This is a genomic window from Alteromonas sp. McT4-15 (genome assembly GCF_020515205.1).
GTDB lineage: Bacteria > Pseudomonadota > Gammaproteobacteria > Enterobacterales > Alteromonadaceae > Alteromonas.
This window is the reverse complement of the sequence record NZ_JAJALG010000017.1, coordinates 67,966-81,627: the sequence shown is the minus strand read 5'-3', so window position 1 is coordinate 81,627 and position 13,662 is coordinate 67,966. Positions and strand designations below refer to the sequence as shown.

General features: G+C 43.2%; 10 protein-coding genes. 3 read left to right on the top strand and 7 right to left on the bottom strand.

Annotated features, from left to right (window positions below):
• Positions 1 to 218: 218 nt before the first annotated feature.
• Positions 219 to 368 carry a hypothetical protein gene (locus LHL20_RS13050; protein ID WP_226433610.1) on the bottom strand — a complete coding sequence of 50 codons (150 nt, stop codon included), beginning with the start codon at positions 366 to 368 and terminating at the stop codon, positions 219 to 221.
• Positions 369 to 604: 236 nt separating this feature from the next.
• Positions 605 to 2,977 (bottom strand): phosphoenolpyruvate synthase, encoded by a 2,373-nt coding sequence (gene ppsA, locus LHL20_RS13045; RefSeq protein ID WP_226433609.1) that lies wholly within the window; start codon positions 2,975 to 2,977, stop codon positions 605 to 607.
• A 272-nt stretch (positions 2,978 to 3,249) separates the two neighbouring features.
• Here ppsA and ppsR point away from each other — a divergent pair, with 272 nt between their 5' ends.
• The gene (gene ppsR, locus LHL20_RS13040) at positions 3,250 to 4,062 is read left to right on the top strand and encodes a posphoenolpyruvate synthetase regulatory kinase/phosphorylase PpsR (protein WP_159625830.1); all 813 of its coding nucleotides are present in this window, start codon (positions 3,250 to 3,252) and stop codon (positions 4,060 to 4,062) included.
• Between the two features lie 65 nt (positions 4,063 to 4,127).
• On the opposite strand, the gene LHL20_RS13035 is transcribed toward ppsR, so the two are convergent.
• The 3 genes from LHL20_RS13035 to LHL20_RS13025 all read right to left on the bottom strand — a co-directional run bounded on the left by LHL20_RS13035 (position 4,128) and on the right by LHL20_RS13025 (position 9,951).
• On the bottom strand, positions 4,128 to 5,060 hold the full coding sequence (locus LHL20_RS13035) for a tetratricopeptide repeat protein (protein WP_226433608.1): 933 nt from the start codon (positions 5,058 to 5,060) through the stop codon (positions 4,128 to 4,130).
• 108 nt (positions 5,061 to 5,168) lie between these two features.
• A complete protein-coding gene (locus LHL20_RS13030; RefSeq protein ID WP_226433607.1) occupies positions 5,169 to 7,139 on the bottom strand; it encodes a tetratricopeptide repeat-containing sulfotransferase family protein in 1,971 nt (656 codons plus the stop codon).
• Between the two features lie 109 nt (positions 7,140 to 7,248).
• Positions 7,249 to 9,951 carry a TonB-dependent receptor gene (locus LHL20_RS13025; protein ID WP_226433606.1) on the bottom strand — a complete coding sequence of 901 codons (2,703 nt, stop codon included), beginning with the start codon at positions 9,949 to 9,951 and terminating at the stop codon, positions 7,249 to 7,251.
• Positions 9,952 to 10,272: 321 nt separating this feature from the next.
• On the opposite strand from LHL20_RS13025, the gene LHL20_RS13020 reads away from it, so the two are divergent.
• Both LHL20_RS13020 and LHL20_RS13015 read left to right on the top strand, forming a co-directional pair.
• Complete coding sequence (locus tag LHL20_RS13020) at positions 10,273 to 12,243, top strand: BCCT family transporter (RefSeq protein ID WP_226433605.1); 1,971 nt, start codon at positions 10,273 to 10,275, stop codon at positions 12,241 to 12,243.
• 30 nt (positions 12,244 to 12,273) lie between these two features.
• A complete protein-coding gene (locus LHL20_RS13015; RefSeq protein ID WP_159625839.1) occupies positions 12,274 to 12,753 on the top strand; it encodes a MarR family winged helix-turn-helix transcriptional regulator in 480 nt (159 codons plus the stop codon).
• Positions 12,754 to 12,870: 117 nt separating this feature from the next.
• On the opposite strand, the gene LHL20_RS13010 is transcribed toward LHL20_RS13015, so the two are convergent.
• Both LHL20_RS13010 and LHL20_RS13005 read right to left on the bottom strand, forming a co-directional pair.
• A complete protein-coding gene (locus LHL20_RS13010; protein WP_226433604.1) occupies positions 12,871 to 13,218 on the bottom strand; it encodes an RnfH family protein in 348 nt (115 codons plus the stop codon).
• Positions 13,215 to 13,646 (bottom strand): type II toxin-antitoxin system RatA family toxin, encoded by a 432-nt coding sequence (locus LHL20_RS13005; protein WP_159625843.1) that lies wholly within the window; start codon positions 13,644 to 13,646, stop codon positions 13,215 to 13,217. The genes LHL20_RS13010 and LHL20_RS13005 overlap by 4 nt, the downstream gene beginning before the upstream one ends.
• Between the last annotated feature and the right edge of the window lie 16 nt (positions 13,647 to 13,662).

The following is a 13,662-nucleotide window of genomic DNA, read 5'->3' as shown; positions in this document are numbered from 1 at the left end:
TCCATAAAAAAATCCGATATCAGTTACCTGATACCGGATTTTGAAGCCTTGAAAAGATCGGTCAACCGATCATTAAATTCTTAACTGATCGGCATTAGCTTAAAGGCCTCCCTTTCTAATCTTTAAACTAGCACAACCAACTGAAAGCAATTTTGTAATATTACAATTTCAAACCGTCAATATTACAATTATCAAAAAGCGTCGCGCATTCTTTTTTACTATTCGTAATTGCGTTCCATCCACATCAACTTCATTTTAAGATCAAGTATCTCTTTTTGCGCATCCGCCAACTGCTCTGCCACAGAGCGCTGCTGAAGTGAATTTTCTTCGCTAGTATTTACCGAAACAGTATTATCGTTATGTGCCATAATAATTTAACCATGCTAGTCGTGAGTAATGAAATTATTTTGTAACCTACCCTGTAATATTACACTTTTAATTACACAAAGTCATTTCATACGCTCAATAATCGCTATGTATTTGGCAAATATTGTAGACAATACACAGAGTTACTTTTTTACGGTTTAATCACATAACTGTTATAAACAAAAAAAGAGACCTTTTAGGTCTCTTTTTACCAATTAAGTGAAAAACAAACTATCAGTTAGCCGTGTTTCTCAGCTAGGTATAGCCAGGTTTCGACCACCGTGTCAGGGTTAAGCGACACTGAATCTATACCTTCAGCAACTAACCACGCAGCAAAGTCTTCGTGATCAGACGGGCCTTGTCCGCATATTCCAACGTATTTCCCTCGCTTCTTAGCGGCTTGAATAGCCATCGACAACAGCGCTTTTACTGCTTCATCGCGCTCGTCAAACAAGTGCGCAATTAGGCCACTGTCACGATCAAGACCTAGAGTAAGCTGCGTAAGGTCGTTCGAACCAATTGAGAAGCCATCGAAAATGTCGAGAAACTGATCGGCAAGCAATGCATTAGACGGTAGTTCACACATCATAATGATACGTAGACCATTTTCACCTTTCTTAAGGCCCTGCTCTTCTAGCAACTCAATGACTTTACGGCCTTCTTCAAGGGTACGTACAAATGGGATCATGATTTCAACATTGGTTAAGCCCATTTTGTTTCGAACACGTTTAATGGCTTCGCATTCAAGAGCAAAACAGTCGCGGAAATCTTCAGAAATGTAACGGCTAGCGCCACGGAAACCCAACATTGGGTTTTCTTCATCAGGTTCATATTGATAGCCACCAACGAGGTTGAAGTACTCGTTAGATTTAAAGTCAGACATACGAACAATTACTTTCTCTGGAGAGAAAGCAGACCCAATTGTTGAAATGCCTTCGACTAATTTTTCAATATAGAACTCTGTTGGCGACTCGTAACCAGCGATCATATCGCTGATTTCTTCTTTCAACTCTTCAGGCTGACTATCAAAGTTAAGCAGCGCTTTAGGGTGAACACCAATCATACGGTTGATGATAAACTCAAGACGAGCAAGACCCACACCAGCATTAGGCAGTCGAGCAAAGTCGAAAGCGCGATCTGGATTACCCACGTTCATCATTACTTTTAGTGGAAGATCAGGCATAGAATCAATACGCGACGTCACTACGTCAAATTCAAGCTCGTCACCGTAAATATAGCCTGTGTCACCTTCGGCACAAGATACGGTAATCTTGTCGCCAGTCGCAATGCTGTCTGTTGCATTACCACAGCCAACCACTGCAGGAATACCCAATTCACGAGCAATAATCGCCGCATGACAAGTACGACCGCCACGATTAGTTACAATCGCAGATGCCTTTTTCATGATTGGCTCCCAATCAGGGTCTGTCATGTCTGTTACCAGTACATCCCCTGCTTGGATCTTGTCCATTTCTTCAATTGAACCAAGTACCTTCGCAACTCCAGCACCAATCTTGTGACCAATTGCGCGACCTTCACACACAATGTTGCTCTGCCCTTTCAATTGGAAACGCTCGATGCTTTGAGAGTCTTCACGGCTACGAACGGTTTCTGGACGTGCTTGCACGATATAAAGTTTACCGTCAGCGCCATCTTTCGCCCACTCAATGTCCATCGGACGTTTGTAGTGTTTTTCGATAATTTGCGCTTGTTTTGCCAACTCCATTACTTCCTCGTCAGTTAACGAGAAAGTTTTGCTGTCAGCCACATCAATATCCACAATTGACACTTGCTTGCCATGTGACTCATCGTCTGAGTACACCATCTTAGTTAGCTTACTGCCTAAGTTGCGGCGCACGATAGCCGGTAGGCCCTTGTCAAGCGTTGGCTTGTGTACATAGAATTCATCAGGGTTTACTGCCCCTTGCACAACCATTTCGCCCAAACCGTACGAGCTGGTAATAAACACAACGTCTTCAAAACCCGACTCGGTGTCGATGGTGAACATAACGCCTGACGACGCGATGTCACTGCGCACCATGCGCTGAATACCTGCAGACAAGGCTACGCCTTTGTGGTCATAACCTTGGTGTACACGATATGAAATGGCGCGGTCGTTAAATAGCGAAGCGAATACGTGTTTAATGGCTATCAGTACTGCATCGTAGCCTTTAACGTTAAGAAATGTTTCTTGTTGACCTGCAAACGAAGCATCCGGCATGTCTTCTGCTGTTGCCGATGAACGTACTGCAAATGACGCTTCTTCACCTGCATCACCCTGCAGGGTAACAAACGCCTCTTTGATAGCGTCTTCCAGTTGCGGTTGAAAAGGCGTATCGATGATCCATTGACGAATATCCTTGCCCGCTTCGGCAAGTGCATTTACATCATCAACGTCCAAAGAATCTAATACGTCATGTATTTTAGCTTCTAGCCCACTTTGCTCTAAAAATTCGTTAAATGCTTCGGCGGTGGTAGCAAAACCACCTGGCACCTGCACACCGGCGTTAGCCAGGTTTGAAATCATCTCGCCTAATGATGCATTTTTGCCGCCTACGCGACCCACATCATGCATGCCCAGTTCTTGATACCAAAGTACGTATTCTTGCACAGCCCAAGCCTCCAGCTTTTTTTATGTGTAGGGTATGAGGTACGTTTCAGGTTTGTGCTATTTATTACCTGAAACACATCAAATTTATGTCGATTTGTGGACGTTACCACTTTCATTGTTGTCCATTACGTTTGACAGCTAAGTATAGCTAATTACTGCCAATCACAAGAACCGTATAGCTTTTCGACGAAATCATCTTAGAATGGGGAAATTCAGAAAGTAAACTCTTTATTACTTTTGTAATAAAATTACAACAATGTTAAGGATATGTTGTGCGTACAGCTTTTTATATTTCAGATGGTACAGCCATCACTGCAGAGGTGTTTGGCCACGCCCTGCTTTCCTTGTTCCCCGTTTCTTTCAATCACAACACAATTCCGTTTGTTGAAACTGAGGAACAAGCACACCGAGTTCTAGAGCAAATTTCTGAAAGTTTTCAAGACACAGGAGAGAGACCGCTCGTTTTTTATACAATTGTGAATGTAGATATTCGCAAAATTATCTCTAAATCGGTCGGCATTAATTACAATTTTCTCGACCAATTCGTGGCACCTCTTGAAAAAGTATTGGGCGTACCGTCTAAACCAGAAAAGCATCGCACACATAGTATCCATGAAACCACTTATGATATTCGTATCGAAGCGGTGAACTATGCACTTGCCAATGACGACGGATCAAATTTAAAAGACTATGATGAAGCCGATATCATTCTTACGGGTGTGTCGCGTTCAGGTAAAACACCAACCAGTCTTTATCTTGCTCTTCAATACGGTATAAAAGCAGCCAATTACCCATTTACTGAAGAAGATATGGGTGACATGCTAAAACTTCCCCCAGCACTTCGACGTTACAAAAACAAATTATTTGGCTTAACCATCGCCGCAGACCGGTTACACCAGATTCGCTCTGAACGTCGTGCTAATAGTAAATATGCGTCTTTACCTCAATGTAGAATGGAACTAAGAGAAGTAGAAAATCTTTATCGAAAAGAAAAAATTCCTTTTTTAAACAGCACAAAATATTCAATTGAAGAAATATCAGCGAAGATCTTAGCTGAAACCGGTTTGAAACGTCGTAAATACTAGTTATGTAACGCTTTGCTGTTTTGGTTTCAGAAACTGGCAACCAGAACAGCAATGTATTTAACGCGCTATTTACTTGTTCCTGCGTTTTGTTTCGCTTGTCTGACACTATCAGTGAGCGACCGCAAACGCTTAAACTCGGCAGCGGGAAGGTGATTAATATCGGTTTTGTTCAACCAGCTAAAGGTTTGCTCTAAATCACCTTCTTTGAAGGCTACCTCGGCCAGTCGCAAATGAAGTAGATGAATTCTCACAGTATCAGATGCAATTTCAGCGCGTTCTAATCCGTTAAGAAAGGCTTCACGTGCCTTTTCGTAATCCCCACTGTTACGTAACGCAACACCGTAATTATTCAGCGCCACACCAATTTGCTGTTCATCATCAACTTGCTTTGCCCAATTGAGCGAGGCCAACCGATATTCTACATGCTTAATATGGTCATCAGTTCTATGCGCTATATGACCTAATTCTGCGTACACCTCTCGGTAGAACGCAGGGTCATCGTAATCCTGCTCTACCAATTGTTCGACGAAGTCTTCGGCAGGTTCAAGCTGATTAAGCGCAACTAAAAGGTTTAATACCTTTAGCGCCGTGTATTTCGTTGGCGACTTTGAATAGGCAGCGAGATACCCTTCAAAGGCAAGGTTAAATGCCGTCTTTGCTTCTTCGGTACGTCCTTTGATAATCAGCCACTTTCCATGAAGCATGGCAATAAACGGCTGGTGCGCCGAAGGCACCGTTGGATTGTTAACCCAAGGACGAAGTGCAGCATATAAATCATCGACGCGATGAAATTCGAAAAGCCAAGTAAGTCGAACCGTTTCTAACTGCCACCACGCATCAGAACCAACAGCAAGCTGACTTTGCTCTTCATCTAGTAGCGTGAGGCAAGAGGTGGGATTTTGGTTGCACAATGTATCAAAGTCAGTGCTATAAGCACGTACTGATAACAGTGTAAGAAAAAGCCAAATCCACGGCATTTTAAGCAAAGCGTATTGCATCTTTTTTGTAATTTTAAGCAATAATGACGGTTTGCGGTGGAGTATACCCTATTGCTAGCGTAAGTCGCTATTAGCCGAATAGTTAAATTAGCAACATGACAACAGATTTTACCGATACTGAGCAACTATCGCTTTAAGCTCATCTAAGTGCGCTTCAAACGGTTTCCATTGGGCCATACCCGTTTTGTAAATAGGTTGCCTTACTTGTTCAGAGCTAGGCGTTTTTATTACGCGCTTTGTTTGATGAAAATTGAGACACTGCGCTTCAAAGGGAAGTCCGCAATAAGCAAGTATTCGCCTGACTTGTCTTTCCAAGTCGTCTAATACATCTTCATGCTGCACAGTGAGAATTTCACCTGGCAACACACTGTGCCAATGCGACATTAATTCAACATAGGCATTATAGTAGCGACCTATATCAGCTAGACCGTAACTGAACTCTTGCCCTTCACCAAATAATTGCTTGTAGCCGCTGAAGCAACAATCCAGCGGTGCTCGACGTGCATCTATAATCTTTGCGTTGGGTAATATCTTTTTAATTAATCCGATGTGAATAAAATTATTTGGCATTTTATCGATAAAATACGGCGCACCTTGGCGGTAGGCCGCAGTTTGCGATAAGTATTGCTCACCGAGTGCGAGTAATGCACTGTCGTCCAATTTGTCCACGTTAAATGGATAAGCCGTTTTAGCATGACTTAATGACGACGCTATCCCCAAAATATCGTGTAGCTCCATCGTGCCATCTACTTGTGAATGTGATGCCAGTATTTGCTCAAGTAGCGTAGAACCCGCACGAGGTAAACCGACGATAAAAATAGGATCTGGTGCTTGGCACCCTTTCGCTCTGTCGAAGCTAGACTGTGTAAAAGCGGTTTGTTGTGCCTTTAATGCGGTTTCAGTGCGCGCGATATCAAATTTTAGGGTTTGTTTTTTTAATTTGTTGCCTTTTTGATAATACTTAAACGCTGTATCTGCTTCACCCTTATCTTCAAAGCCTTTTCCTAATGCAAAACAAAGGTGAATTATGTCTTCTAATTTTGTTGTGCTTAAGTCCGCATACTTCTGCATGGTAGTGAGCATGCTATCTTCGAATCGATGAGTTTTTGTATTAGCTAAACTCCAATAAGCATCACCAAAATCTGGCGAGAAATACGTCGCTCTTTTGTATGCCGAAACAGCATCATTAGTATCCCCCTTGGCTTTCAATGCATGCCCTAAGGCAACCCAAATGGCGGGCCTATCTTCATTTTCTTCCAGCAAATCTTTGTAAATGCGAATAGCATCATCCAAATCACCAACGCCTACTAATGCATGTGCTAACCCTACCCTCACAGTAAAATTGTCAGGGTTATGACTAAGCCTTTGCTTTGCTACCTCAACAGCCCGAGGAAATTTGCCTAATTTGGCCAATAAGCTTTGAAAGGAAGCAGCGGCGCGATCGTTATCTGGATAGAGTGCAACGCAACTTTCTAATAGAAATTCCGCGTCGCTATAAACTTTAAGTTGAACGCCAATTTCAGCCAACAGCATCATTCCTTCCGGATGATGTTTGTTGTTAGCAAGAAACTGCCGACAGATTTGCTCAGCTTTGTGCAAATGGCCCTCATGCATTAAATCTGTTGCACCTAATATGGGCTTCGGTAATGAGCGTAAAAAGGTTAATTGCTGCTGACAAAGTGCAAGTGCTTGATGTTGGTCATCTTGTTTGTACACGCGTTCTAACTGTTGCCAAGCGCTCAACAACGCTGGATTGAAACGTGTAGCCTGATAAAAATTGTGCGCAGATTTTTGTTTATCGGTATCAGCGTAGCAATAACCTAACTCCTGATACCCACGGGCATAATCTGGGAACTGGCTAAGCAAAGCATTAAGCACGCCAATCGCTTGAACAGAATCACCTTTAAGTCGATAGGCAACCGCTTTTAAATACTGTGCCTCCCGCCCTATTTCTGAATTCACCTGCTGCTCATTAAGTGCGTTGATTATCTGGTTACATTGGCTAATAGCTGCTTGATGCTGAGATTGCATCAGCAACTGTTTTGCATTTTGAAGCTGCTGTTGTACTTGTGAATTCATCTATTAATTACTTGTTACTACATAAGGCATAAAAAACGGCAAACTCTGCGAGTTCGCCGTTTTTCTTAACTAAACAATAGGCTCCGAAAAACCGGGAAGCCGTCTAGTGTTAATAATAGTCGTATGAGAAACGGAAGCCGATTGTACGCGGCCTGTTTGTCACAACTTTAGGCGTAAACTGCTGTGTATCAATGTTAAGTGTTGCGCGCTCATCAAATACGTTATCAATATACAGCTCAGCTTTCCACACATCGTTAGTCACACCTACCGCTAAATTAGCCAATACGTAAGACTCTTGAACGTAACGACCACCACGGAATGTATCACCATTCGAATCGGTATATGTCACGCCATCATACACGGCGGCCTCTTGCTCAATTTTCAAACCTGAGCCCGTACCGTAAATAAGCTGTGTGGCATCTTCCATCACGTAGGCATCCATTATCATGCCTGCAAATCGGTCACCTGTGTAACTGACTGAGCCGTTCACATAACCGCGCTTATCACCTTCAAGCTCAAAGAAATAACGTGCGTTAACGTTACCTGAAAACTTAGCAGAATAAGGAAGCTCTGAGCCGACGCCTGCTGCAATACCTTCTAGTTCTGAATTAATTCGCGTTAGTTCAGTATCTAAAACACTAAAGGCAGCGTTAATGACAAGATCGTCAGTTGCGAGCCATGTTAGGTCTGCATCAACACCTTTTATTTCTGCGTCACCCACGTTATCTGTGAACACCAAGAATGAGATATTCGTTGGGTCAAATCGCGATGTTTGTAACTCTTCTATTTCAGAATAATAGGCGGTTGCATTAACGCGCACCTGACCATCAAAGAAATCACCCTTCAAGCCGAACTCGTAGTTATCCAACGTATCTGTTGTTGAGTACACTGGAATACGGAAGTTTTCAAATTTTCCTGATTGGTTAGTAGCCAAGCCACCGCCTACACGGTTAGTCACTGGCGGACGGAAACCCTCGGAATAATTCGCAAACAGCAATACATCGTCGGTAACTTTCCAATCAATTGAGAATTTGAAAATGGTATCGTCTACGGTTAACACGCCATTGTCGTCTAACAAATCAACTTCAAGCTGGCCGCTTTGAATGGCGGCTGCAACCGCATCGGGGTCTAGACCTACAGCCGCGAGTTCGTCAGGGTCCTGCGTACCGAATGCGCGAATACGCCTTGTAACATCTACCGTCGATGTAGAACCAACGTAAATATCGTCAATTTCATACCAACGAGCACCAATGCTAGCTGTTAGCGTGTCGGTAATGTCGTATTCGAATTGCCCGAATACTGCAATCTGTTCGATGGTGTGGGTAATATCGTTAATAAAACTTACTTCTGATGGGAATGGCCCACCGTCACTGTTTATACCTTCGTTACCCACAAGCGTACGCTGAAGATTATCAAACCCAAACGTAGTCATCTCGGTGTTAGCGATCTTGAACTGACCTACTGTAGACACCTCTTGCTCGTCGTAGAACAACCCTGCAGTAACTCGCCACGGTGTATCCATGGTCGTGTTGAATCGTATCTCGTGAGTATTACGGGTGGTTGAGGTATCTTCTTTGTAATATTTAGTAGGATCTAAGCAGCGTTCATCGGCTGCATTATCTGGTGTGTCGTAGTGGTTACACACGTAATACGCTGAAAACAAGCCACCATTCGTATACCCGGTATAATCGGCCAGCGTATCAATCTCGCGGTCTAGGTACCCTCCCGTGTAAACAACATCGAGCTTTTCAAGGCGTCCTTCAATAGTCCACGTTGTCAGACCGAATTCGTCTTTGTTTTCTTCTTGTTGAAAACGAAGTGCTGAACTTTCGCCGTCTAAGGTAGGGTCGTAAGCAAAAACACCTTCTGTGTCGAGTGTTTGCTGAGTATGCTGTACAAGTAATTCCCAATCGTCATTAATCAAATAAGACAAGCCAAAACGGGCCCCCGTGTATGTAGCATCGTTAAAATCTTCTTCAACCAATGCATCATTTTGAGGTGAAACCACCGCCGCTTCTGTATTAGAAGAAATATTCGGGTTTGTGATGCGATTTGCATCCATCGCGACAGGATCGGAAAGTGGGCCTCCTGATATCCTATCAATAACAACCGCACTACCGATATAGCCACCTTCGCCAGGTACATTCATGACGTTGTCTATCCAGCCGCCTTGCTTATCATTGTAAGCGGCAACGCGCACTGCAAGGCTGTCTGAAAGCGGCATATTAAAATAGGCTTCTACCGCATTACTCATCTCACCATCTTTAGTGAAGCCAATATTGGTATCGAAGCCAGCAGCAAAGCTTAGGTGCTCTGGTTTATTCGTAATTAAACGAATGGTACCCGCCTGAGAACTTGCCCCAAACAATGTACCTTGTGGTCCAGGTAGTACTTCTACGCGTTGAACGTCTGTGGCGTATACATCTAAGTTACGCCCAGCCATAGATACTGGCATCTCATCTAAATAAAAGGCAACAGATGGCTGCAGTGCTTGAACTGACGAAAGCATGATGTTCGATTGCGTTGTCGCAGCACCGCGAATATAAATTTCGTTTTGGCCGGGACCAGTACCTTGGAATACTACATTTGGAAGGAATTCTACATAGTCTTGAAAGTTATCAATACCAAGGTTTTCAAGTGCTTTACCATTTAGCGCCGTTACGGCAACAGGTACATCTTGAATTGATTCAGCACGTTTGGTGGCAGTAACTTCGATATTTTCAAATTTCGCGGGAGTATCGTTTTCCTGCGCGATCAAAGAAGAAGACGCCAATGCAGCGACAATCGCACAGCTAAGCTGAGTTTTTCGCATTTTGTGTGTTTCCTTTATTTGGTTTTTTATTCTTTGGACAGTATTTACTCAAAATACATATCAAAAGGATCATATATAACGATACACCATGAATAAATAATTTCTACTCTAACGATTAACTATTAAACAAAAGAATTAGAACAAACTGACAATACCAATAGAATCAACACAATTGAGACTTTTAAAATATATAAACCACCACAAACCAACAACAACCACAAACATTTCTAATTATTTCAGCTGATGTTTATAAAAAATGCTCCATAAGGTATATTTCTACGTATCAAAACCTGTTCAATCTAGTGAAAGGAAGTCAACTGCGTGAGTGAAAGTCAAAATTCGTCACCTTTGAATAAACCGGTGTTTTACACATCATCAGCTTTAATCTTGTGCTTACTTATTTTCGCGGCCGGTGTTCCCGAAACCGCTGATGCTATTTTTCAGAAGCTCCAAAGCGCAATCGTAACCAACGGCAGTTGGTTCTACGTGTTTACTGTAGCCGTTATTGTTGTCTTTGTGGTGTTTCTAGGAATGTCTCGCTATGGCGAGATAAAGCTCGGGCCGGACCATGCATCGCCTGAATTTACCTTTGGTACGTGGCTGAGCATGCTATTTGCGGCAGGTATGGGCATTGGACTTATGTTTTTTGGTGTTGCTGAACCACTGATGCACTTTTTAGCACCGCCCACTGCACAGGCTGAAAGCATTGACGCGGTTCGCGAAGCAATGAAAACCACGTTTTTCCACTGGGGCGTTCACGCTTGGGCAATTTACGCAGTAGTGGCACTCATTCTTGGCTACTTTGCTTACAGACAAAATCTCCCGTTAACCTTGCGCTCAGCTCTATACCCTCTTATCGGTGACAAGATTTATGGGTGGCCTGGACACGTAGTCGATATTTTCGCGGTAACGTCTACCGTTTTCGGCGTTTCTACCTCTTTGGGATTTGGTGCCTCGCAGGTAAACGCTGGTTTTAATTACTTATTCGGTCTACCGTCAAACACTGGTGTACAAATTGCCATTATGGCTGGTGTGGTAGGTCTTGCCGTGATATCAGTCACTACTGGACTAGAAAAAGGCATTCGACGTTTATCTGAAACCAATATGATACTGGCAGTACTATTACTACTTATTGTGCTAGTACTTGGCCCTACCGTTTTCTTGCTTCAAGCGTTTATGCAAAATACAGGCGCTTATTTGTCTGATTTAGTGCGCAACACGTTTAACCTTTTTGCCTATGAAAAAACCGACTGGATTGGTGGGTGGACAATTTTTTACTGGGGATGGTGGCTAGCGTGGGCACCTTTTGTCGGCCTTTTCATCGCTCGTATATCATATGGACGTACAATTCGTGAATTCGTACTAGGTGTATTACTTATTCCTTCAGCATTTACACTTTTCTGGATGACGGTATTTGGAAACGGTGCGATTGATCAAGTATTAGTGCAAGGAAAAGATGTACTTGCCAATATGGTGAATGAAGACACCTCAGTAGCGTTATTTGTTTTCTTAGAGCAGTTTCCCTTTTCTTCAGTGCTGAGTTTTATTGCAGTGCTGATGGTTGTTGTATTTTTCGTGACATCTTGCGATTCAGGCGCCATGGTGGTGGATATGTTGTGTTCACACGGTAATAATGATACTCCGCTTTGGCAACGGGTATACTGGGCAGTAGGCGTTGGCGTTGTAAGTTCAGTTCTGCTTTATGCAGGGGGGCTTGGCGCACTTCAAACCATGACAATTGCTGCTGCACTGCCTTTTGCAATCGTCTTACTTATTGCAATATCGGGCCTGCTAAAGGCATTACGTGTAGAAGCTTACAAACGCGAGAGCCTTCAAGTACTCGCTGGCACGCCTCAGCACAACGACTCAGACAAAAATTGGAAAGAACGCCTTGAGAACATAGTTACCTTCCCCGATGAAAACGCCGTTAAGCGTTACATTGGCAAAGTGGTAAAAGCTGCAGTAGCCGAAGTGGGTGAAGAATTCAAAGCGCAGCAGTTTGATGTTGACATTAATGAAGAAAATGAAGCATTAATACTTACTGTGGGCATGGGGAACGATCCTGATTTTGTATATGCAGTGTACCCGATGCCAACGGAACAACCAGAATTTGGCCCAAGTGAAACACAAGCACTGGACGAAAATGAAAAGGCCACGTACTATCGCGCCGAAGTACACCTCAGTGAGGGTGGTCAAAACTATGATATTATGGGCTGGTCTAAAATTTCGGTGATTAATGACGTGATAGATCACTATCACAAACACCAACATTTTATTCATTTGCTTAAATAGCGTACGCGTTACGCGTTTGTTGGAATAAGAATGCGAAAAGAAGAAGAACTATTAGTGGCATTGCGACGCGTTATTCGCGCCGTAGACCTGCGCAGCAAGCAACTTAGCAAACATGTGGGCCTCACGGGCCCGCAGTTGTTGGTTATGCAAAACATTGAAGAGCGCCCTGGCATAATGGTGCGAGAAATCGCAGAGAACATTAATTTGAGCCCCGCTACCGTCACCAATATTCTTGATCGTCTTGAATCTCGCGACCTAGCGACGCGAATTCGAAGTACTCAAGACAAACGTAAGGTAGGTGTATTTCTTACAGAGCGCGGCAAAGAAGCGGTGGTTGATGCTCCTAGACCTTTACAAGAGCACTTTGTTGAGCGCTTTTCTCAACTAAAGGAATGGGAACAAAGCCAAATGGTTGCCACAGTACAACGTATTGCTAGTATGATGGATGCTGAAGATATCGACGCTTCACCCTTTTTAGAGTTAGGTAGTATCTCTGACAAAAACATATAAAGGCGTTTTGGGTTGTGTTGACAGCCTGTACAAACCTTTAAATAAAAAAACGGCCGTTTCACTGGCCGTTTTTTTATTGTTAATGCGAGTTGCTATTTTCTAAATACGCTTTTGTAGTCACTCTTTCGCTTTCAACGGATTTGGCTTACCACCCGTTATTTTATCGGCCCGCCCCTCTTCTTTGGCTTTTTCCGCACGACGTTTTCTGATTTCTTTCGGATCGGCAATAAGTGGACGATAAATTTCTATACGATCCCCATCAATAAGTGTATCGCGCAATTTAACCACACGACTCCATATACCCACTTTGGTTGAACTCAAATCTATGTCGGGAAATTGCTCTAAAATATTAGATGCCTTAATTGCATCTTCAACCGTCGTCCCTTCTTTTATCGCAATATCAACGATGGTTTGCTTGGTAGGTAGTGCATAGGCAACTTCAATATTAATGAGTTTTTCACTCATGCGTATACACTCCTAGCTCGCTCTGTAAACGCTGCTACCATGCTGCTTGCCAAACTATTGAATACTTTCCCAAATGCCATTTCGGCTAGCTTGTTAGTAAACTCAAATTCTAAATTAAGCTCAATCTTACACGCATCTTCAGACAACGCCGAAAACGTCCACCCGCCAGTTAAAGAACGAAATGGGCCATCGACTAATTGCATATCAATACGCTGACCGGGTATCAGTGCATTGTGCGTTGTGAACCATTGCTTGATACCCGCTTTCGCTACCAGCAATGACGCTTTCATGCTTTGCGCTGAAGAATCTAGAATTTTACTGTCGGTACAGCCAGGTAAAAACTCTGGATAAGATGCAACATCGTTGACTAAGTTAAACATGGCTTCTGCACTGTGAGCAACCAGCGCACTTCGATGAATACTTGGCATTTATTCCACTATAACA